The sequence below is a fragment of the Arsukibacterium perlucidum DSM 18276 genome (assembly GCF_000382165.1).
GTDB lineage: Bacteria > Pseudomonadota > Gammaproteobacteria > Enterobacterales > Alteromonadaceae > Alishewanella > Alishewanella perlucidum.
Map to the genome: position 1 here is coordinate 131,119 of NZ_KB907706.1, position 21,034 is coordinate 152,152.

At 50.3% G+C, this 21,034-nt stretch carries 17 protein-coding genes, 2 tRNA genes and 1 other RNA gene; 13 read left to right on the forward strand and 7 right to left on the reverse strand.

Features of this window, described 5'->3' with window-relative positions:
• The first annotated feature begins 6 nt into the window (after window positions 1–6).
• Together ligA and H141_RS0106605 are read left to right on the forward strand one after the other, a co-directional pair.
• Entirely contained in the window at window positions 7–2,049 is a 2,043-nt protein-coding gene (gene ligA, locus H141_RS0106600; protein WP_019675462.1) for an NAD-dependent DNA ligase LigA, read from the forward strand.
• Window positions 2,049–2,546 carry a DUF2919 family protein gene (locus H141_RS0106605; RefSeq protein ID WP_019675463.1) on the forward strand — a complete coding sequence of 166 codons (498 nt, stop codon included), beginning with the start codon at window positions 2,049–2,051 and terminating at the stop codon, window positions 2,544–2,546. The genes ligA and H141_RS0106605 overlap by 1 nt, the downstream gene beginning before the upstream one ends.
• Here H141_RS0106605 and H141_RS0106610 read toward each other — a convergent pair.
• Window positions 2,543–4,174, reverse strand: coding sequence for a response regulator (locus H141_RS0106610; protein ID WP_019675464.1), 1,632 nt, complete (start codon window positions 4,172–4,174; stop codon window positions 2,543–2,545). The genes H141_RS0106605 and H141_RS0106610 overlap by 4 nt on opposite strands.
• A 234-nt stretch (window positions 4,175–4,408) precedes the next feature.
• On the opposite strand from H141_RS0106610, the gene H141_RS0106615 reads away from it, so the two are divergent.
• Both H141_RS0106615 and H141_RS0106620 read left to right on the forward strand, forming a co-directional pair.
• Window positions 4,409–5,080, forward strand: a complete 672-nt coding sequence (locus H141_RS0106615; protein ID WP_019675465.1) for a type 1 glutamine amidotransferase domain-containing protein — start codon at window positions 4,409–4,411, stop codon at window positions 5,078–5,080.
• A 104-nt stretch (window positions 5,081–5,184) separates the two neighbouring features.
• Window positions 5,185–5,622, forward strand: coding sequence for a CBS domain-containing protein (locus tag H141_RS0106620; protein WP_019675466.1), 438 nt, complete (start codon window positions 5,185–5,187; stop codon window positions 5,620–5,622).
• Window positions 5,623–5,634: 12 nt separating this feature from the next.
• Here the strand turns inward: H141_RS0106620 and H141_RS0106625 are convergent.
• A tRNA-Val gene (locus H141_RS0106625) sits at window positions 5,635–5,710 on the reverse strand.
• 116 nt (window positions 5,711–5,826) lie between these two features.
• Window positions 5,827–5,902: transfer RNA gene (locus tag H141_RS0106630), tRNA-Val, on the reverse strand.
• A gap of 203 nt (window positions 5,903–6,105) precedes the next feature.
• On the opposite strand from H141_RS0106630, the gene gltX reads away from it, so the two are divergent.
• The gene (gene gltX / locus H141_RS0106640; RefSeq protein ID WP_019675468.1) at window positions 6,106–7,518 is read left to right on the forward strand and encodes a glutamate--tRNA ligase; all 1,413 of its coding nucleotides are present in this window, start codon (window positions 6,106–6,108) and stop codon (window positions 7,516–7,518) included.
• Between the two features lie 7 nt (window positions 7,519–7,525).
• Window positions 7,526–8,356, forward strand: coding sequence for a DUF481 domain-containing protein (locus H141_RS0106645; protein ID WP_240473103.1), 831 nt, complete (start codon window positions 7,526–7,528; stop codon window positions 8,354–8,356).
• 18 nt (window positions 8,357–8,374) lie between these two features.
• On the opposite strand, the gene serA is transcribed toward H141_RS0106645, so the two are convergent.
• The 4 genes from serA to ssrS form a co-directional block, all read right to left on the reverse strand.
• On the reverse strand, window positions 8,375–9,601 hold the full coding sequence (serA, locus tag H141_RS0106650; RefSeq protein WP_019675470.1) for a phosphoglycerate dehydrogenase: 1,227 nt from the start codon (window positions 9,599–9,601) through the stop codon (window positions 8,375–8,377).
• Window positions 9,602–9,669: 68 nt separating this feature from the next.
• The gene (gene rpiA, locus H141_RS0106655; RefSeq protein WP_019675471.1) at window positions 9,670–10,326 is read right to left on the reverse strand and encodes a ribose-5-phosphate isomerase RpiA; all 657 of its coding nucleotides are present in this window, start codon (window positions 10,324–10,326) and stop codon (window positions 9,670–9,672) included.
• Between the two features lie 259 nt (window positions 10,327–10,585).
• On the reverse strand, window positions 10,586–11,203 hold the full coding sequence (locus H141_RS0106660) for a 5-formyltetrahydrofolate cyclo-ligase (RefSeq protein ID WP_051090383.1): 618 nt from the start codon (window positions 11,201–11,203) through the stop codon (window positions 10,586–10,588).
• A 52-nt stretch (window positions 11,204–11,255) separates the two neighbouring features.
• A non-coding RNA gene (gene ssrS, locus H141_RS21105) (6S RNA) lies at window positions 11,256–11,439 on the reverse strand.
• Window positions 11,440–11,600: 161 nt separating this feature from the next.
• On the opposite strand from ssrS, the gene H141_RS0106665 reads away from it, so the two are divergent.
• The 7 genes from H141_RS0106665 to gcvP all read left to right on the forward strand — a co-directional run bounded on the left by H141_RS0106665 (window position 11,601) and on the right by gcvP (window position 20,736).
• Window positions 11,601–12,182: a UPF0149 family protein gene (locus H141_RS0106665; RefSeq protein WP_019675473.1), complete on the forward strand. Its 582-nt coding sequence runs from the start codon at window positions 11,601–11,603 to the stop codon at window positions 12,180–12,182.
• A 39-nt stretch (window positions 12,183–12,221) separates the two neighbouring features.
• Window positions 12,222–13,553, forward strand: coding sequence for a Xaa-Pro aminopeptidase (gene pepP / locus H141_RS0106670; RefSeq protein WP_019675474.1), 1,332 nt, complete (start codon window positions 12,222–12,224; stop codon window positions 13,551–13,553).
• On the forward strand, window positions 13,540–14,784 hold the full coding sequence (ubiH, locus tag H141_RS0106675) for a 2-octaprenyl-6-methoxyphenyl hydroxylase (protein WP_019675475.1): 1,245 nt from the start codon (window positions 13,540–13,542) through the stop codon (window positions 14,782–14,784). The genes pepP and ubiH overlap by 14 nt, the downstream gene beginning before the upstream one ends.
• Complete coding sequence (locus H141_RS0106680; RefSeq protein WP_019675476.1) at window positions 14,771–16,003, forward strand: FAD-dependent oxidoreductase; 1,233 nt, start codon at window positions 14,771–14,773, stop codon at window positions 16,001–16,003. The genes ubiH and H141_RS0106680 overlap by 14 nt, the downstream gene beginning before the upstream one ends.
• Before the next feature lie 196 nt (window positions 16,004–16,199).
• Window positions 16,200–17,279, forward strand: a complete 1,080-nt coding sequence (gene gcvT, locus H141_RS0106685; protein ID WP_019675477.1) for a glycine cleavage system aminomethyltransferase GcvT — start codon at window positions 16,200–16,202, stop codon at window positions 17,277–17,279.
• Between the two features lie 78 nt (window positions 17,280–17,357).
• The gene (gene gcvH / locus H141_RS0106690; RefSeq protein WP_019675478.1) at window positions 17,358–17,747 is read left to right on the forward strand and encodes a glycine cleavage system protein GcvH; all 390 of its coding nucleotides are present in this window, start codon (window positions 17,358–17,360) and stop codon (window positions 17,745–17,747) included.
• Between the two features lie 97 nt (window positions 17,748–17,844).
• Complete coding sequence (gcvP, locus tag H141_RS0106695; RefSeq protein ID WP_019675479.1) at window positions 17,845–20,736, forward strand: aminomethyl-transferring glycine dehydrogenase; 2,892 nt, start codon at window positions 17,845–17,847, stop codon at window positions 20,734–20,736.
• The last annotated feature ends 298 nt before the right edge of the window (window positions 20,737–21,034 follow it).

The following is a 21,034-nucleotide window of genomic DNA, read 5'->3' on the forward strand; positions in this document are numbered from 1 at the left end:
AGCGCTATGACAACTTCAGATAACAATAATATCGCAGCTCAGTTGCAGCAACTGCGTCAGCAATTACAACAGTACAATTATCAGTACTATGTGCTGGATGATCCCAGTGTGCCGGATGCCGAATATGACCGGTTGTTTCAACAGTTAGTTAGCTTAGAACACGCTTATCCAGAGCTGATTACTGCTGACTCTCCCAGCCAGCGGGTTGGCGCTGCGCCTTTAGCCAAATTCAGCCAGGTTAGCCATAGCGTGCCAATGCTGTCCCTGGACAATGCCTTTGACGATGCCGACTTTATAGCCTTCAGCAAGCGGATAGCCGAGCGGATCGACAGCAATGACGAGTTTGCGTTTTGCTGTGAGCCAAAGCTTGACGGTCTGGCTGTAGCGATTCGTTATGAAAACGGTTTACTGGTGCAGGCCGCGACCCGGGGCGATGGTTTTACCGGCGAAGATATTACCGGCAATGTGAAAACGATCCGGGCGGTGCCGCTGCAGTTAACCGGCGCGGTGCCAGAGGTACTGGAAGTGCGCGGCGAAGTGTTTATGCCGCTGGCCGGTTTTCAGGCGATGAACGATAAAGCGCGGTTAGCCGGTGACAAAATATTTGCTAACCCCCGCAATGCCGCAGCCGGCAGTCTGCGCCAGCTGGATCCGAAAATTACTGCCGCCCGGCCGCTGATGTTTTATGCCTACGGTATTGGTGCCGTTAGTGACAGTTATGAGCGGCTGGATGAGCAAAGCCATTACCAGCGGCTGATGCAGTTGAAAAACTGGGGTTTACCGGTCTGTCCGGAAGTACAACTGGTTAGCGGCAGTGAAGCTGCACTGGCTTATTATCGGCAAATTGGTGAGAAGCGGAGCCAGCTGCCTTATGAGATTGACGGCGTAGTGATTAAAGTAGCGTCACTGGCTCAGCAGCAGGCGCTGGGTTTTGTGGCGCGGGCGCCGCGCTGGGCCATTGCTTTTAAATTTCCGGCGCAGGAGCAGCTAACTACTTTGCTGGATGTCGAATTTCAGGTCGGCCGCACCGGTGCTATTACCCCGGTAGCGCGCCTGGCACCGGTTGTCGTGGGTGGGGTGACTGTCAGTAATGCCACCTTACACAACCAGGATGAAATTAACCGGCTGGGCATTATGGTGGGAGACACGGTAACGGTGCGCCGGGCGGGCGATGTTATCCCGCAAATTGTAGCGGTATTAGCAGAGCGTCGGCCGTTGGACGCCCGGGATATTTTATTCCCTGACGAATGCCCGGTATGTGGCTCAGCAGTAGAGCGGGTTAGTGGTGAGGCGGTGGCCCGCTGCAGCGGTGGTTTGTTTTGTCCGGCGCAGTTAAAAGAGTCAATTAAACATTTTGTCAGCCGCAAAGCGATCGACATTGATGGCCTGGGCGATAAGCTGGTAGAACAGCTGGTCGATCAACAACTGATTAAAACCCCGGCCGATATTTATAAGCTGGATATGCCGGCGTTAATTGCTCTGGAGCGGATGGCAGAGAAGTCTGCCTTAAAGCTGTTAAACGCGATTAAAGCGTCGCGTCAGACCAGCTTGCCGCGCTTTATTTATGCCCTTGGTATTCGCGAGGTAGGTGAGGCAACCGCCCTTAATCTGGCCCAGCACTTTGGTAATCTGCCGGCAATACTGAACGCCAGCCTGGAACAATTACTGGCAGTAAACGACGTGGGCAAGGTTGTGGCAGAGCACCTGCAAAGCTTTTTTGCTGAGCCGCATAACCAGCAGGTAATTGCCGACCTGCAGCAGGTAGGCATTAACTGGCCGGATATTACGGTGCAGCAGGCATCTGCTCAGCCGCTGGCAGGCCAGACGGTAGTGTTAACCGGCACGCTCAGCAGCATGGGACGGGATGATGCTAAGGCCCGTCTGCAGCAACTGGGTGCTAAGGTATCCGGCTCGGTATCGGTAAAAACCCATGCCGTAATAGCGGGTGACAATGCCGGTTCAAAACTGGCTAAAGCTAATGAACTTAACGTGCCGGTGTGGACGGAACAGCAAATGCTGGATTTGTTTAGCAGTAACGGAGTGGCCTGATGAGCGCGCCGCAGCACTGGCCATTGCTTGACAGTAACGGCCTGTTGCAGATCCCGCTGCGCTTTTATGGCTTGCTGTTACTCTTGCTGAGGCCCTATATTTGCTGGGTAGCTGAGCTGAGTATGATGCGCTCACAACACAGTCTGCTGGAGCAGTTTTATCCGCGGCAACATGATTTTTTAGTCGCCTGCCTGATCGCTCTGCCGCTATTGTTATTGGTGGCAGCACTCAGTCAGCGCCGGCCAAAAGGACATCGATTCTGGTATTACTTGTGGCGCCCGGGGTTGTGGCTGCTGTGGCTGGTGACAATAGCGGATTTTGCGCATAGTGTCAGTGGCCTGGACGGCGATGTTATTCTGGATGCGCCCTGGCGATTAATCGCGCCGCTATTATTAGTGCTGGCTATGTTCTGGCTGGTATTCAGCAAAAGTTTGCCATTGATTTTTAAAGAATGGCCGGAGCCGGAGCCGGCTAAAAAAAGCACTAAAGCTGCTTAAGCCGGCTGATTTAAGTGTTTTTGTTTAAGTTGCTGAAAGCGCTGCAATTGCTCAGGTTTTAAATTACTGGCTTCGATAAGTTGCTGGCATTGATCCAGCAACTGTTGTTTGTTGGACGGCGCGCAAAGTGGCCGCGGGCTGGTTAACAGGGTTTGCCATAAATTCAGGGCGATGCCGGCATTTTTCGGCATCACTTTCCAGGCTAGTTTAAAGGCGTCGAAGGCTTGCTGCCAGTTGCCATGTTTGTACAGGTTAACCGCATTATTGTTCAGCTCACGCGGGCCAAGCTGCATTGCTAACCGCTCTTGCCGCTCCTGTTGCAAATAGGCATTAAATAATGGGTCGGCCAGTTGCCGCTGGCAGTGGTCGCTGATCTGGCTGAACAATTCGGCTGAGGCCTGGCTTAAGCCGACTTCATGCAATGCTTTAGCCCGATCCAGCGCGCCTTCAACCGACTCTATTTTTTGTAACGGTGCTAACGCGCTAAGCATAGCCTGAGCTTTGTCTTTATGATCCTGCAAATACAGTAACCTGGCCTGCAGCACCTGTTGCTGGCTTTCCAGCGCACTATAGGCGCCGTTGGTATACTGGCGCTGCATGGTGCTTAATGATACCGTCGCCTGGCGGTTTAAGCGGCTGCTTTGCTCTTCATCATCAATACTCAGGGCGTAATCAATACTGGCCCGGGCCAGCGTTAAATATAAATCAGGTTGCTCATACATCGAGTAACGGGCGTATTTCACCATATCACGGGCCGCCCGGTACTGGTTTTCATAATCGTGATTAATGCGGGAAAGCTGTAGTAATTTCTGCTGACGAAACATATTACGTGGCGCCAGGTCCGCGGCCTCCAGTAAATGTTGCTGTGCTTGCTGGTAATGTTGTTGCTTAAACTCCAGCTCGGCCAGTAAATCCAACGCAAACAAGCGGCTCTCCGAGCGCTCCAGCAAGGCCTCCAGCTCAGTAAATGCTTGCTGCTCCTTGCCCTGGGCTAAATGGCAGCGTACCAGGCCCATCCGGGCCCAGCTGAAGGGCTGGATGTTGAGCATGGCACTGAAAAACTTCCCTGCTACGCTGTAGCTGCCCTGGTTTAACAGCACATCACCTTTTAAACGTAATAAAAGTGGAAACAACTTATGCTGCCGGGCATCGGCCAGTTGCCGATCAATTGCTGCCAGGGCTTTCTGATCGTCCTTGGCATCCAATGCCTGATACACCTCACGCAACTGCTGTTTACGGCGTAATACCCGTTCTATTCTCAGCTGCAAATCCTTGATCACAAAAGGCTTGGCCAGAAATTCGTCGGGTTGCAGTTCAATAACGCTATGTACCAGTGAAGGGTCAGTTTCAGCACTGATAAAAATAATGGCACAGCTTAGCTGCTGCAGGCCTTTGGCTTTAATTTCTTCATACAACTGAAAGCCATCTTTGCCTTGTTGCTGGTTGTGGGCACAGATAATTAAGTCGAACTGATTTTCCCGGCAAAGATTTAGTGCCACATTAGCCCGTTCAGCCAGAAAAATATTCTGATAACCCAGCTGCTCCAGGGCAAAGCGTAAAAAGCCCTGAGCCAAACTTTGGTCGTCTATCACCAGAATACGTTCATCGCGGCGCGGTGCAGTGTTCATGCAGTAAAGGGTTCCAACCGGGAATTAGTAACTTTGCTTACTATAGCAAGTTTTGGCTTTAGCAACAGTAGAACAGTTGGATAAGGTAATTGGTTTAAATACCGGGATATCCAAATCAACATGAACTTGTTAGCGATGATCCAATCGTACCTGCTAGGGCTACTACTTAGCCTAAGTCATAACTGAAAAGATAATATCCAATATTGGGTACTATAATGAGTTAAAGGAGGATTAATGAAAAAAGTACTGATATTTGTAACTAACCATGCCACGTTGGGTGATACCGATGAAGCCAACGGCACTTTTGCTCCTGAACTTACTCACGCGCTGGATGTGTTTCTCAAAGCCGATATTTATTATGATCTGGTATCGATTAACGGTGGCAAAGCACCTTTGTATGGCACTGACATTGACGATGATGAAGTGAATGCAAGAATTCTGGCCAATGATGAGTTTCAGAAAAGGATTAATAATACTCTGGTGGCGTCGAAAATTAATGTCGATGATTATGATGCTATTTTTTATCCGGGTGGTTTTGGTTTGTTATCGGATCTGGCAATTAATGAAACGGTAGCAAAGTTAAGCGCCAAACATTATGAAAACGGTGGCTTACTGGCTGCAGTATGCCATGGACCTGCAGGTTTACTGCCTGTTACGCTGAGTAATGGCAACAAGCTGCTTCAAAATATAGTAGTAACTGGCTTTACCCGGGAAGAAGAGGTGGATTACGGTACTATCGACAAGGTTCCGTTTTTGCTGGAAGAGTCGTTAACCCGGCTAGCCAGGCAATATCGCAAAGGGCAACCCTGGGCTGAACTGATTGTTGAAGACAACAGAGTTATTACTGGCCAGAATCCGGGCAGTGCGCATGCGGTGGCAGCAGCCCTGGTAAAACAGCTGGTTTAAATTTTTAGCTCAGCTAACAATCATTGATAACGCCCTGTTGCAGGGCGTTTTTTGGTGTTTTGCGCTACAGTGTAATTATCTTTACAAAATAACAGGTACAAACTATGGCGTTAGCGTCAATTATGACCAGAAAAGTACAAGTGACAACGGAGGACGCGACCTTAGCAAGCTTGCGAACTTTATTTACTGATTCAAAATTTCAGCATGTGCCGGTGGTTAACAGCATGCAGCAGCCGATAGGCATTGTGTCGGTAAAAGATTATTTTAAAGCGGTAAGTTCGGTGATAGACACGGCCTCACAAAGCACTATCGAATTGTATATGCAAAAGCGTAAGGTCGCTCAGGTGATGTCGTCGCCAGTGTTCAGCGTGCCTGCAGATACTGGTATTTTGCAGGCAGCAAGTATTCTGGTGGAGCGCAATATCAGCTGTTTGCTGGTAGTTGATGCTCAAAAACGATTAATTGGCATAGTGTCATGGAAAGATATTATGCGGCGGATTGTTCAGGCGCAGCAAAAGAAACAACAAGAACAAAAGAAATAATTGCTAAGAAAGTGGTGGATTGTACTGGGTTCGAACCAGTGACCCCCGCCTTGTAAGGGCGGTGCTCTCCCAGCTGAGCTAACAATCCACGGGAGATATACTGTATTTTTTAAATCAAATTGGTGGATTGTACTGGCTTGAGCCAGTTATCACCGTCTCGTCGTAAAGAGCGGGCGGTGCTCTCCATGATAAGACCTCAAAATTTGGTGGATTGTACTGGGTTCGAACCAGTGACCCCCGCCTTGTAAGGGCGGTGCTCTCCCAGCTGAGCTAACAATCCACGCTGTTTGATGGCGCTCATTATAGGGAGCATGAATTTACTGTCAACTTTATTTTTTAAAAAGCGGTTCGATTGCTGCAAAAGTAAACATCAGCAACTTTTTGGCAGAAATGCCGGCTGAATGCCGGCGCGCAGGTGGTGCATCATGACGTCAGCATTGTTACAATGACGCCAACTTAGTATTCTGCCACTTTGGATTAATTATGTCGTTAGTTACCCGTTTTGCGCCAAGCCCTACCGGATATTTGCATGTTGGCGGTGCCCGTACCGCATTATACAGCTGGCTTTATGCTAAAAAGCGCGGCGGTAAGTTTATTCTGCGGATTGAAGATACCGATTTAGAGCGCTCAAATCAGGACTCAGTCGATGCTATCTTGGAAGGTATGCACTGGTTGGGCTTAGAGCATGATGAGGGCCCTTACTACCAGACTCAACGCTTTGATTTATACAAAGAAGTGGTGGCACAGCTATTGGCCGATGGTAAGGCTTATAAATGCTTTTGTACCGCAGAAGAAGTGGACGCCATGCGCGAAGCGCAAATGGCTGCCGGCGAAAAACCAAAATATAACGGTATGTGGCGCGAACGTACTGATCACCCGGTCGATAAACCCTTTGTTATTCGTTTTAAAAACCCACAGCAAGGCACAGTGGTTATTGATGACATGATTAAAGGCCGGATTGAAATTGCCAACAGTGAGTTGGACGATTTAATTATTGCCCGTAGTGATGGCACCCCGACCTACAACCTGACGGTAGTGGTAGATGACTGGAAAATGGGAATTACCCATGTGATCCGCGGCGATGATCATGTTAACAATACCCCGCGGCAAATGAATATTCTGGCGGCCTTGGGTGCAGAAATCCCTAAGTATGCTCATGTGCCGATGATTTTAGGTGATGACGGTAAGCGCTTATCAAAACGCCATGGCGCGGTGGGCGTAATGCAGTATCGTGATAATGGCTTTTTGCCAGAGGCACTGATTAACTATCTGGTGCGGCTGGGCTGGTCGCATGGCGATCAGGAGATTTTCAGCAAAGCCGAATTGGTGGAGCTGTTCGACCTGGCCGACTGTAACCGGGCGCCATCAGCTTTCAATACCGAAAAACTGCTGTGGTTAAATCAGCATTACATTAAAACGCTGCCGCCAGAGCGGGTAGCTGCAGAGCTGCAATGGCATTTAACTGAACAACAGCTGGATACCAGTAAAGGCCCGGCTATTGAGGCAGTGATTGCGGTACAGGGTGAGCGGGTAAAAACCTTAAAAGAACTGGTAGAAGTCAGCCGCTATTTTTATGAAGACTTCAGTGAATTTGAAGAAAATGCAGCGAAAAAGCATTTACGCCCGGTCGCCGCTGAGCCTCTGGCGTTAGTAAAACAAAAATTAGCTGAGCTGACAGATTGGCAGTTGCAGCCTATTCACGACGCAATCAATGCCGCCGCTGAACAGTTGGGGCTTGGGATGGGCAAAGTGGGTATGCCAATGCGGGTAGCCGTAACCGGGGGAGGCAACTCACCTGCGCTTGATCAAACCTTGTTGTTGGTTGGCCGGGAACGGACCTTAGCCAGAATTGAGCTGGCGTTGGAGTTTATCAGTAAACGGGCTGAGGCAAGCTAACACAGTGTTGAAACGGCTAACTGGAATATTGCTGCTTGCTGTCGTTCTCGCGACAACCGTTCTTGCGACAACCTTGCCGGTGCGTGCCGACGGCAATTCGGATGGTGACGGCGTGGCTGTTGGCGATTCACCAACCTTTCAGTTGCCGTTAGATTTTCTTGGTACTATTGGCGGCGATATTGAGCTGGGTTTGCTGGTCAATACCGGCAATACCGAAGCGCACTCTGTTCGCATTAACAGCGAGTTACTGCATGAACTTGAGTATTTTCGCAACAAGTATCAGTTATATGGCCGTATTCAACGCAGTAAAGTATTTAATTCTGCAACCCAACACAACGAAGATGTCACCACAGCCAAACGGTATGGCATTACCGGCCAGAGCAATTATAAGTTTTTAGTCGGCCGGCAGTCTTTGTTTGGCCGCGGGGCTTATTTATATGATCAGTTTGGTGCGTTCCGGGTACAGAGTTCACTGGCAGTGGGTTATGCAAACCGGGTGTATGAAATGCAAACCAACTATATTGATCTGGAAACAGGCCCTGGTTTTGCTCACCAGCGCAGTAGTAGTGGTGTAACTAATACCGGTTTAATCTGGTTTCTGGCATTTAACCTGGAGCAAAAAATATACGAGGGTAGTAGTTTCCGGCAGACTTTTGAAGGCTCAGTGTCGCTGGATGGCGCTAACTCAACCTTTGTCAGTCGCAGCAGCATTACATCTCAGTTGTTTGACAAGTTATCAATGCGTTTCAGCTTGGTAGCCCGCCATAACTCGCGGCCGGAGGGCAATTTAAAAACAATGGATACCGAAACTGCAGCATCCATCGTTTATACGTTTTAATTCAGGCAGCCTGTTAAATTAGTGCAATACCCGCGCCCTTAAGGTACCCGGGATAGCTTTTAACTCGTTTAATGCCAGTTCATGATCTTCTGAATCAACATCAATTACCACATAGCCGATATCCTGCACTGTTTGTAAGTACTGGCCAGAGATATTGATATTATGCTTAGCAAAAGTTTCGTTAATTTTAGTCATCATGCCAGGCTGGTTTTTGTGAATATGCAGCAGGCGTGAACGGCCTTTATGCTCAGGTAATGATACTTCCGGGAAGTTAACTGCAGATAAGGTAGAGCCGTTATCGCTGTATTTCACCATTTTGCCGGCGACTTCATAGCCAATGTTTTCCTGTGCTTCCTGGGTGGAGCCACCGATATGCGGTGTTAATAGCACATTATCAAAGGCCCGCAGTGGCGAGATAAATTCTTCATCATTGCCCTTTGGTTCCACCGGGAATACATCAATAGCGGCGCCCGCCAGTTTTTTGTTTTGTAAGCTGGCAGTTAATGCCTCAATATCCACAACGGTGCCCCGCGAGGCGTTAATTAAAATGGCGCCCTGTTTCATCAGCGCCAGCTCCGCTTCGGCAATCATGTTTTTAGTTTGCGGCGTTTCCGGCACATGCAGACTGATCACATCTGAAGTGCTAAGCAGGGTGGTTAAATCGACCTGATTAGCATTACCCAGAACCAGTTTACTTTCGATATCGTAAAACTGAACGCGCATACCAATGTGCTCGGCCATAATACTCAGCTGAGTGCCGATATGACCATAACCAATAATCCCCAGGGTTTTACCGCGGGCTTCATAAGAGTTATCAGCGGTTTTTAACCACTCACCGCGATGGGCCGCCGCGTTACGCTGCGGAATACCACGCAACAGCATAATGATCTGGCCCAACACTAATTCAGCTACCGAGCGGGTGTTGGAGAATGGCGCATTAAATACCGGGATAGCGCGTTTTAACGCCGCGTCTAAATCAACCTGATTAGTACCAATACAAAAACAACCAATGGCCATTAACTTATTCGCGGCGTCCAGTACCCGCTCAGTTAACTGGGTACGTGAGCGAATGCCGACAAAATGTGCTTCGCTGATCCTCTCGATTAGCTGATCTTCAGGTAATGAGGTTTTAAGATACTCAATATTGGTATAACCCTGGTTTTTAAAGGTTTGGACAGCACTCTGGTGCAAGCCTTCCAGCAGCAGAATTTTTATTTTATCTTTGGCCAGCGAATATTTTTCCATGGTTCTCTCGTTGCATTAATTTAAAATAGGGTGTCTGCAAACTTATCAGCAGGTGCCTGGGCAGCGGCTTATTTAATGATCCTGGTGCCAGTAGTGCTGCCGACCAACACAATGTCGGCCGGACGACGGGCGAACAAGCCGTTGGTCACTACCCCAACAATATTGTTCAGTTGTTGCTCCAGGGCCCGCGGATCAGTAATTTGTAAGTCGTGGGCATCGATGATCTGGTTGCCATTGTCGGTAATTACACCCTGGCGCAATACTGGTCTTGCCCCCAGTTTTTCCAACTCACGGCTGACATAGCTGCTGGCCATCGGGATCACTTCAATAGGCAGTGGAAAGCGACCAAGTACCTCGACTTGCTTAGTGCTATCGACGATACAGACAAAGGTGTTGGCAACGGCAGCCACAATTTTTTCCCGGGTCAGGGCGGCGCCACCGCCTTTAATCATATGCTTCTGGCTGTTAATTTCATCAGCGCCGTCAATGTAAATACTAAGTTCGCTGATCTCATTCAAATCAAGCACCGCTATACCCAGTTGCTTAAGTTTGGCAGTTGACTGTTCAGAGCTTGAGACTGCACCTCGGATATCATCTTTAATGCTGGCCAGGGCATCGATAAAATGATTAACAGTAGAGCCGGTACCCACGCCGACAATGCTGTCTTTGCTGATAAATTCCAGTGCTGCCCAGGCAGCGTGACGTTTCATTTCATCTTGGGTCATGGCAGGTCTCTTTTTATTCAGCGGTTTTTAGCGTTTAGCCGTACAGATGGATATTATATCGAAAGCATGGTCAGACAAAAGGGCAAAAGTCGAAAAATTGCAAAACAGTTTAACAGATGGTTCATTGCACTGAACGCCGGCCACAATACCCGCCCTGGCTCATCACAGCAACTCGCCCTAGTGCCTGCGGCAGGGCTCAGACACTCTGTGATGACCAGTTCGGGTTTCTGGCCTGCTTTTTTTTGTAAGTCGAACGTGCTCAGCGAAAGTCAAAATACTTAGCAGGGGTTATTACCTGCTGCAGTGGAATATCCCAGGCTTCAGCGGGCACGGCAGCTACCTGCTGGCAGTTGTGCGCCAGGCCAATAACCTGGCAGGGGCTGGCGGCGGGAAGTTGCGCCAAAGTGCGATCATAAAAGCCACCGCCCATCCCCAGCCGGTTGCCTGTGGCATCAAACGCTACCAGCGGGGTAAAAATAATATCTAAGGCCGCAACCGGCATTACCCTGGCACAATTAAGCTGCGGCTCAGGAATATTAAAACGGTTTATTTGCATTACGCTGCTGCTGTCATAGTGTAAAAATAGCAGGTAACCAGGGCAAAAAGGGTGTAATACCGGCAGGTAGACATTTTTACCGGCTTGCCATAATGCCTGAATTAACGGTTCGGTATTCAGCTCGGCGTCGTTGGCCAGATAAAGAGCGAAATGTTGCTTTGTCAGTAACCAGTTAGTGCTGGTTACTTGCCTGACAAGTTCGGTTGCCGCTTTGGTTTGCTCAGCTGCAGTTAATTGCTGGCGAAATTGGCGCACTTGTTGGCGTAAGGCCTGACGGGAATGGGGGCTGGCTGGCGGAACAGCTTGCTGCAGGTGTGCCATCAAAATACCTTTGCTGCCAATACGCTGAAATACTAATAACAAGCAGGAAACAGGGTTCTCCGGATTGCCGTTAGTTATTTAAGCCCTTGAACCCAGGGTTCAAGGCGGAAGACTCATGGTTGCCGTAGGCTTCCCGGTACTAGCCGGGCCTGCACAAAAGCCACACAGAAGAATTCCTGGATAAAACAATTATCGGCTCAGGGACGTCAATAACATTACAAACAACCCAGAGAACGCCTTGAGTATAGCAGCACAATTGCTACCTTATAAGGGGCAGGCGAACAAATGCTGACTGGTTGCGCAGATATCCAGCAGCGACGCCGATAGCTGCACCTTACTGGCAGTTGGCTTGCGGCAATGGTAGGATAATGCCGTGTAATTTTGTGAAGACAACCCTATGACTGACCCTCTTATTCAAAGTTATGACCGCTGGAGCTCTGAGCTGGAGCAAGCTCACGTTATGGCTTCCGCCGCTGAACTGCATGGTTTAATTGCCGGCATGTTAAGTGCCGGCGTAAAAGCCGATGCTAAATCGCTGCTGCCGGTACTGTACGATTTTCTGAACGATGGCCAGGCCTTGCCGGTCGGCCTGGAAAAACAGGTGCAGTTGTTAGTTAATGCCACAGCGAAAAGCCTGAATCAGGGCGACTTTTCTTTTAGTGTATTACTGCCAAGTGATGATGATGCGCTGTTTGAGCGGTTAGAGGCACTGGTTGAATGGTCACAGGCATTTCTAGTCGGTTTTGCCGTGCAGCAAACCGATTTATCGCTGGTGTCGGAAGATGTACGCGAAGCACTGGATCAGCTGACGGAAGTGACCCGGGTTGACATTCATACCGTAACTGATGGCAGCAAAGATGAGAATGAAGAAGCCTATTATCTGGTGCTGGAACATGTGCGGATTATGGTGCTGTGTTGTTTTAATGAAGTTGGCCTGAAATACAGCCCGCAGCCACCGTATGGCAAAACGCTGCATTAATACTACTTTGCCCGCTCACTTTAACCCCGAAGGATTGCAATGGAAAACAGTGTTTTCGTAAAGCGCCGACAGCAGTTAATCGCGGCTTTGCAGCCGGGCTCAGTCGCCATTATCTGTGCTGCCACTGAACAAAACCGCAGCCGTGATACCGAATATCCGTTTCGTCAGCATAGTGACTTTTGGTATTTTACCGGTTTTAACGAACCTGATGCGCTGTTGATCTTAACTAACCGTGCTGATTTACCAGCGGCTCAATTGTTATGCCGTGACAAAGACCCGGCGCAGGAAGTATGGCATGGCCGCCGGCTGGGCCCGCTTGCCGCTGCTGATACCCTGCAACTTCAGGCATTTTCACTTAGCGAGCAGAGCCCACTCTTGCAGCAAGCTATCAACGGCAGCGCAGCGGTTTACCTGCATTTAACTGAAAATAGCGCGCTGCTGCAGCAGATCACCGGGCAAATGCAATTGCTGAAGCAACGGGAAAAACGCGGTGATATCGCGCCAACCCAACTGGTTGATCTGGCACCCATCAGCGCAGCGCAGCGGCTGATAAAAGATCAGAGTGAAATTGCAATCATGCGCCGGGCCGGTCAAATTAGCGCCCAGGCGCATATCCGAGCTATGCAGTATTGCCAGCCCGGGCGATTTGAGTATCAGTTGGAAGCGGAAATTCTGCATCACTTTGCCCTGAACGCTGCCCGCCACCCGGCGTACAACAGTATTGTCGGCAGTGGTGCTAACGGTTGTATTTTACATTACACCGATAACAGCAGTGAGCTGAAAGCCGGCGATTTAGTGCTGATTGACGCCGGCTGTGAGCTGCAAGGTTATGCGGCAGACATTAGCCGGACTTTTCCGGTAGCCGGCAAATTCAGCCCGGAGCAAGCTGAGCTGTATCAGCTGGTATTAGATGCCCAGTACGCGGCCTGTAATGCAGTAAAGCCCGGTAGCAACTTTGCTAAGGTTAGCGCCGCGGCCGAGCAGGTGCTTACCGAGGGCTTACTGGGCCTTGGCATTTTGCAGGGCGAGCTGGAGCAGCTTATCCGCGATAAAGCCTGTAAACAGTATTTTATTCACGGCATTGGCCACTGGCTGGGGCTGGATGTGCATGATGTTGGTGCATATAAAGTTCCTGGCCCGGATAGTGCAGCTGCCGAGCAGCCCTTTGTGCCCGGCATGGTGCTGACCATTGAGCCCGGCTTGTACATTCCACAGGGCAGCCCAACCGAGCCGCGCTGGTGGGATTTAGCCATCCGGATTGAAGATAATCTGCTGGTAACGTCTGATGGCCATACCAACCTGACTACTGCTGTCCCGAAAGAAATTGACGCCATCGAGCAGCTAATGGCAGTAAATAATGACCCAAATTAACCAAAGTCAGGCGCATTTTGACATCATTATTGCCGGTGGTGGCATGGCCGGCAGCTTGTTGGCCTGGTGTCTGCTTAGTGCCCGGCCAGAACTGCGCTTAGCCCTGATCGAAAGACAAAGCAGTGATAAACAGAGTAGTGAAAGACAGAACCCTGAGCAGGCTCAGAGCCCGCAACCGGCCAGTTTCGACAGTCGCAGTATTGCGCTCGCCGCTGGCAGTGTCAGTTTATTACAGCGCTGGGGGCTATGGCAGGATCTCGGTGCTAAAGCCTCCCCGCTTAAGCAAATTTGGGTGTCAGATCGCGGCCATTTCGGTAAAACGCAGTTAACCGCCAGTGAGTATCAGCAGGCGGCACTGGGCCAGGTATTAGAAGTGGAGCATCTGGGAAGTTTGCTTAACACTAAGCTCTCAGCGCAGCCTAACCTGAGTTATTTCCAGCCCGATTTTATAACGGCAATAACCCCAGCTATAGATCAGCAACATATTCAGCTGAACAGTGGCGCTGAACTGAGTGCTAATTTACTAGTGATTGCCGAAGGTGGTTTGTCGCAAAGCCGGCAGTTAGCAGGGTTCAGCGTTAGCAGTGATGATTATCAGCAAAGTGCGGTGATTGCCAATCTGGCGCTGGCGCAGGATCATAACAATACCGCGTTTGAACGTTTTACCGAACATGGCCCTATTGCCTTACTGCCTCTGAGCGGCCAGCGATATTCGCTGGTGTGGACGGTAGCACGCGATGATGCTGCGGGCTTGTTAGCTCTGGACGGGCCAGAATTTACTGCCGCTATTCAGCAGGCTTTTGGTTACCGGGCCGGAGTATTTACCAGTGCAGGTGTCCGGGCGCAGTATCCGCTGACACTGCGCCGGCCCAATGAAATAGTGCGCCACCGCAGCGCCTTATTGGGTAACAGCTTACATAATTTACACCCGATAGCCGGCCAGGGGTTTAACCTGGCCATTCGAGATATTCAGGCCTTGCTGCTGGCGCTTAATGACGCAAACGATCCCGGCAGTTACCCGGTGCTGCGCACCTATCAGCAACTGCGCGCGCAGGACATTAAACGGGTGATTTGGTTTACCGATGCGCTGGTGCGCGGTTTTTCCAATAATTCGCGGCTGGTGGCACTGGCCCGTAACGCTGGGTTGGCCGCCATGCTGCTGTGCGATCCATTAAAACGGCCGCTTGCCATGCAGGCGATGGGCCAGGGACAACCCTATGCAAAATACTGATGTAATTATAGTCGGCGGCGGTAGCGCCGGCCTGACCCTGGCTTTGTTACTGGCCCGGCAGCAGCTGCGGGTGGTGCTGGTGGAAAAAGGCCCGGCGCCCGCGCAAACGGCAACTGCTCCGGCTTACCAGCGGGTCAGCGCCCTTAATATGGCCTCACGCAGCTTATTTCAGCAGCTGGGGATCTGGCCGCAACTGCTGAAAGCTGCCGCGGCCTATACCGATATGCAGGTATGGGAGGCCGACAGTTTTGCCAAAATAGGTTTTTCGGCCGAAGAGCAGCAGCTCGATGCGCTCGGCTATATTTGTGATAACGAGCAAATTCGCCAGCTGCTTTTTAGTCAGTTACAGCAGCACAGCAACGTCCAGTGCTACTTTGATGTGGCAATTAGCCAGCTGAAGCAGGGCGAGCGCGAAGTTATGCTGCAACTGGATAACAGTGAGCTGATATTAAGCCAGTTGCTGGTTGGCGCTGATGGCGTTAACTCTTTTGTACGCCAGCAGATGCAGCTACCGTTAACCCACTGGGATTATCAGCATACGGCTATTGTCGCAAAAATTCGCTGCAGCGGGCCACACCAGCTGACTGCCCGCCAGGTATTTCTGCCAAGCGGCCCGTTAGCATTGTTGCCGCTGCCCGACAGCAATTTATGCTCTATTGTCTGGAGCGCCGAAACCGATGAAGCCAGGCGCTTAATGGCGCTGAATGATACTGAGTTTAATCAGGCGCTATGTGCTGCCAGCCAGGCCGTTTTAGGGCCGGTAAAACTTGTCAGTGAGCGTCAGGCTTTTGGCTTAACCATGCGTTATGCCAGCAGCTGGCAACGGGACCGGGTAGTACTGGTAGCCGATGCGGCGCACAGTATTCACCCGCTGGCCGGCCAGGGCATGAATTTAGGCCTGATGGACGTGACTGCACTGGCCCAGTTAATTGGCGTTCAGCAAGCAGCGGGCGAAGATATAGCCGCAACCGCGATGCTGCGCCGATACGAGCGTTGGCGCAAAGCAGAAGCGCAAAGCATGATAATAGCGATGGAAGCCTTTAAGCGTGGTTTTACTGCGAAACCGGCCCTGCTAAAACTGTTGCGTGGCCTCGGTTTAGTGGCTGTAGATCGCCTGCCATTGCTGAAACAGCAACTGATGGCTTATGCCCTGGGCTTAAAAGGCGACTTACCAACGCTTGTAAAAAACCAGGGAGCAGCAGCTGAGGTTTTGCCTTAGTTTTATTTGTAACAGCGGCTATCGCATTATAAAAAGTAATCCAAATTGGGCTGTTTGCTGCAGGGTGTATGCGGTATAATCGAGCAGTATTTTTTAGTCTCAAGCTTGACATTTTTACGTAATAGCCTGAAAAATAAGGCTTATTGCTATTGTTGGTTTTACCGCTTGTGGCCCTCACAATAAGTAGGAAAAAATAATGGCTCAAAAAACCGCATTACATGCCAGCCACCTTGCTGCTGGTGCCAAGATGGTCGATTTTTTTGGCTGGGATATGCCAATTAACTACGGCTCACAAATTGAAGAGCACCACGCCGTTCGCCGCGACGCCGGTATGTTTGACGTTTCTCATATGACCATTGTTGACTTAACCGGGAGCAAAACCCGGGAGTTTTTACGCTATTTACTGGCTAACGATGTGGCCAAACTGACCGTACCTGGCAAAGCACTTTACACCGGCATGCTGAACCAGAGTGGCGGCGTGATTGACGATTTAATTGTTTACTTTATGCAGGATGATTTTTTCCGGTTGGTGGTGAATTCGGCTACCCGTGAGAAAGACCTGGCGCATATAACCGCTGAAGCTAAGGCTTTTGAGGTGACCGTGACCGAACGGCCGGAGTTTGCAATGATAGCGGTGCAGGGCCCGAATGCTAAAGCGAAAGTGGCGACCTTATTAACTGCTGAGCAACAAGCCGCGGTTGACGGTATGAAGCCGTTTTTTGGCAAGCAGGCCGGCGATTTATTTATTGCTACCACCGGTTACACCGGCGAAGATGGTTATGAAATTGCCATGCCAAACGAACAGGCCGCTGATTTCTGGCAAAAATTGCTGGACGCAGGCGTGGCGCCGGCAGGCTTAGGCGCCCGTGATACCCTGCGTTTAGAAGCCGGCATGAATTTATATGGCCAGGATATGGATGAAACCGTATCGCCACTGGCAGCCAATATGGGCTGGACTATTGCCTGGAACCCGGAACAGCGCAACTTTATTGGTCGTGCGGCGTTAACTGAACAAAAGGCAGCAGGTACCGCCAAGCTGGTTGGCCTGGTAATGGAGCAAAAGGGTGTGCTACGCCACGGCCAGCGGGTGGTGGTTGATGGCGGCGAGGGTGTGATTACTTCGGGTACCTTCTCACCAACCTTAGGTTACAGTATTGCCATGGCACGGGTACCTGCTAACACTGGCGATACGGCTGAAGTGGATATTCGCGGTAAGCTGGTCAGCGTTAAAGTGGTAAAACCGGCTTTTGTGCGCATGGGTAAAAAAGTCATCTAAAATCAGTACTGCGAACAACAGATATAACAACTAACGTAGACCATAAAACATACGTATAAAACAGCGAAGGAATTTATAATGAGCTCTATCCCTACAGAATTAAAATATGCGACCAGCCACGAATGGGTCCGCAACGACGGTGATGGCGTTTTCACCGTAGGCATTACCGAGCATGCCCAGGAACTGCTGGGTGATATGGTATTTGTTGAGCTGCCAGAAGTGGGCGACAGCGTCACTCAGGGCGACGACTGCGCCGTGGCAGAGTCGGTAAAAGCCGCGTCTGATATTTACGCGCCACTGTCTGGCGAAGTAGTAGAGGTTAACGACGCGCTGGCTGATTCGCCAGAGCAAGTTAATGCCAGCCCGTATAATGATGGCTGGATGTTTAAAATTAAAGCCAGCGATGAAGCTGAACTGGACGCGTTATTAGACGCTGCCGGTTACAAAAGCAGCATCGACGAAGCTTAATTAACAGATCGTTCCAGCATAAAGCCCCGTATATACCGGGGCTTTATCTTACTAACAGCTGTGCTGCACGCTGTATTATTACTAGGACATTCAAAGCATGACCCATACCGCTGTGAAAACCCTGTCGCAACTTGCGAACCACGACGAATTTATTCAACGCCACATTGGCCCGGATGAAGCAGAAACTGCTGCTATGCTGGCCGAACTTGGCGTTGATAGCATGGAAACGCTGATTGCCCAAACCGTTCCGGCCAGTATCCGCTTACCCAAGCCACTGGCGACCGGTAACAGCCGCACTGAGCAAAATGCCTTAACCCATTTAAAGGCAGTGGCAGCGAAGAACAAAATGTATAAGTCATACATTGGTATGGGTTATCACCCGACATTAACCCCGAATGTTATTTTGCGTAATGTGCTGGAAAACCCGGGCTGGTACACGGCTTACACACCTTATCAGCCGGAAATTGCTCAGGGCCGCTTAGAAGCACTGTTAAATTTCCAGCAGTTATCATTAGATTTAACCGGCATGGAGCTGGCCAGTGCCTCATTACTGGACGAAGCCACCGCAGCTGCTGAAGCTATGGCGTTGGCCAAGCGGGTCAGTAAAAGCAAAGCCAACCTGTACTTTATTAGCGACGATGTGCACCCGCAAACTATCGATGTGGTAAAAACCCGCGCCGAGATGTTTGGCTTTGATATCGTTATCGGTAAAGCCAGCGAAGCCGCCAGCCACGAGGTATTTGGTGCTTTAATTCAGTACCCGACCACTAATGGCGATATCCGTAACGACAGCGCCTTAATTGCTGCGCTGCAGGCGAAAAAAGCGGTAGTGGCAGTAGCGACTGATCCGATGGCCTTAATGCTGTTAAAATCACCGGGTGAACTGGGTGCTGACGTGGTGCTCGGCTCAATGCAGCGCTTTGGCGTGCCGATGGCCTATGGTGGCCCGCATGCGGCGTTCTTTGCTACCCGTGATGCTTATAAACGCTCTATGCCAGGCCGTATTATTGGTGTATCAAAAGATCGCCGTGGCAATCAGGCACTGCGGATGGCAATGCAAACCCGCGAGCAACATATCCGCCGCGAAAAAGCTAACTCGAATATTTGTACGGCCCAGGTATTACTGGCCAATATCGCCTCTTTCTATGCGGTATACCATGGCCCGCAGGGCTTAAAAGATATTGCTGAGCGCATTCACCGCAGCGCCGATATTTTTGCTGCCGGCATCAAAGCCAAAGGCGTTGAGTTAGTCAACAGCCACTGGTTCGATACCGTTACTTTCAAAGCAACTGATCGTGCTGCCGTGGTGAAGCGGGCACTGGCCGCCGGCGTTAACCTGCGCACTGACGTCAGCGACAGCCTGGCCGTCAGCTTCAGCGAAGCGACGCAGGCTGCCGATGTTGCTGAGCTGTTTGATATCGTACTGGGTGCTGATCATGGCTTGAATGTTGATAAGCTGGATAGCGAAATCGTCGCTAATGGCTCAGCATCTATTCCAGCTGAGCTGGCACGTACCACAACAGTGTTAAGCCATCCGGTATTTAACCAGTATCACAGCGAAACTGAGATGCTGCGCTATATCAAAAAACTGGAAAACAAAGATTTAGCCCTGAACCACTCGATGATTTCCCTGGGCTCGTGCACCATGAAGCTGAACGCCACCGCCGAGATGATACCGATCACCTGGCCGGAATTTGGCTCACTGCATCCGTTCGTGCCGCGCGATCAGGCCGAAGGCTATTATGAAATGATCACTGAGCTGGGCGACTGGCTGGTCAATATTACCGGTTACGACAATATCTCAATGCAGCCTAACTCAGGTGCCCAGGGTGAGTACGCTGGTATGGTAGCCATTCGTAGGTATCACGAAAGCCGTGGCGAAGGTCATCGTAATATCTGTTTAATTCCGGTATCGGCGCACGGTACTAACCCGGCCACAGCCGCTATGGCCAGCTACGATGTGGTACTGGTTGACTGCGACAAGTCGGGCAATATCGATATGGCCGATTTAAAAGCCAAGGCAGCAGAAGTGGGCGATCGCTTAGCGGCCATTATGGTTACCTATCCGTCTACTCACGGTGTGTTTGAAGAAAGTATTCAGGAGCTGTGCGACATCGTTCACTCATACGGTGGCCAGGTGTATATGGACGGCGCCAATATGAATGCTCAGGTTGGCTTAACCTCGCCAGGCTTTATCGGTTCAGACGTATCGCACTTAAACCTGCATAAAACTTTCTGTATTCCGCACGGCGGCGGCGGCCCGGGCATGGGCCCTATCGGCGTGAAAAGCCATTTAGCGCCATTTTTACCTAACCACCCGGTGGTAAAAATTGACGGCACCGGCGAGTGCAACGGTGCAGTAGCGGCTGCTCCATTTGGCAGCGCCGGTATTTTACCCATCAGCTGGATGTATATCGCGATGATGGGTGGTGAGGGTTTAAAACAGGCTACTGAATTTGCTATTTTAACGGCCAACTATATGGCGAAAAAACTCGACCCGTTATTCCCGGTACTGTACCGCGGCACCAACGGCCGGGTTGCCCATGAATGTATTATCGATATCCGGCCATTAAAAGACGCCAGCGGTATTACCGAAATGGATATTGCCAAGCGTTTAATGGATTACGGTTATCACTCGCCAACCATGAGCTTCCCGGTAGCCGGCACCCTGATGATTGAGCCTACTGAATCAGAAAGCAAAGCCGAGCTGGATAAGTTTATTGAAGCGATGACCAGTATCCGTAGCGAGATTGCCAAAGTAGAAGCAGGCGAGTGGACAGTGGATAACAACCCACTGGCGTACGCGCCACACACTATGGCCGATATTCTCGACCCCGCCTGGGACAGAGCTTACGAGCGCACCTATGGCGCCTTCCCGGTAGCTTATGTCGCCGAGAACAAGTTCTGGCCAACCGTTACCCGGATTGACGATGTATACGGCGACCGCAACTTAATGTGCGCCTGCCCAAGCCCGGAAGCGTATCGGTAAGCGTTTAACAATAGTACGCACTATACAAACCCCAGCCTGAGTGCTGGGGTTTTTTATGCGGGATTGCTTGTGGTAAATATGAGGTGGGTTTTTTGATAGACTGCTTGGTGCCAAAAGCGGTCATTCATATCCTCTAACGTGATTATAAGATCTGTGATTATATCCAGTTCACATCTAGACGCCGTCAGTGCCTGTTAGACGGACTAACCCGTATTTGTAGCTTAAATAATTACCAGTTGTACCTATAAGTTATTGTAAGTTTTAAAGAAACGATGTAATGTTCTATACATTAAATTTA

Coding starts and splice junctions, on each gene's coding strand:
- H141_RS0106615 (WP_019675465.1), top strand. CDS start 4,409: ATGAAAAAAGTACTGATATTTGTAACTAACCATGCCACGTTGGGTGAT.
- H141_RS0106660 (WP_051090383.1), bottom strand. CDS start 11,203: ATGGCACACCTGCAGCAAGCTGTTCCGCCAGCCAGCCCCCATTCCCGT.
- ubiH (WP_019675475.1), top strand. CDS start 13,540: ATGACCCAAATTAACCAAAGTCAGGCGCATTTTGACATCATTATTGCC.
- H141_RS0106605 (WP_019675463.1), top strand. CDS start 2,049: ATGAGCGCGCCGCAGCACTGGCCATTGCTTGACAGTAACGGCCTGTTG.
- ligA (WP_019675462.1), top strand. CDS start 7: ATGACAACTTCAGATAACAATAATATCGCAGCTCAGTTGCAGCAACTG.
- gcvT (WP_019675477.1), top strand. CDS start 16,200: ATGGCTCAAAAAACCGCATTACATGCCAGCCACCTTGCTGCTGGTGCC.
- gcvP (WP_019675479.1), top strand. CDS start 17,845: ATGACCCATACCGCTGTGAAAACCCTGTCGCAACTTGCGAACCACGAC.
- H141_RS0106620 (WP_019675466.1), top strand. CDS start 5,185: ATGGCGTTAGCGTCAATTATGACCAGAAAAGTACAAGTGACAACGGAG.
- gcvH (WP_019675478.1), top strand. CDS start 17,358: ATGAGCTCTATCCCTACAGAATTAAAATATGCGACCAGCCACGAATGG.
- rpiA (WP_019675471.1), bottom strand. CDS start 10,326: ATGACCCAAGATGAAATGAAACGTCACGCTGCCTGGGCAGCACTGGAA.
- H141_RS0106665 (WP_019675473.1), top strand. CDS start 11,601: ATGACTGACCCTCTTATTCAAAGTTATGACCGCTGGAGCTCTGAGCTG.
- H141_RS0106680 (WP_019675476.1), top strand. CDS start 14,771: ATGCAAAATACTGATGTAATTATAGTCGGCGGCGGTAGCGCCGGCCTG.
- pepP (WP_019675474.1), top strand. CDS start 12,222: ATGGAAAACAGTGTTTTCGTAAAGCGCCGACAGCAGTTAATCGCGGCT.
- gltX (WP_019675468.1), top strand. CDS start 6,106: ATGTCGTTAGTTACCCGTTTTGCGCCAAGCCCTACCGGATATTTGCAT.
- serA (WP_019675470.1), bottom strand. CDS start 9,601: ATGGAAAAATATTCGCTGGCCAAAGATAAAATAAAAATTCTGCTGCTG.
- H141_RS0106610 (WP_019675464.1), bottom strand. CDS start 4,174: ATGAACACTGCACCGCGCCGCGATGAACGTATTCTGGTGATAGACGAC.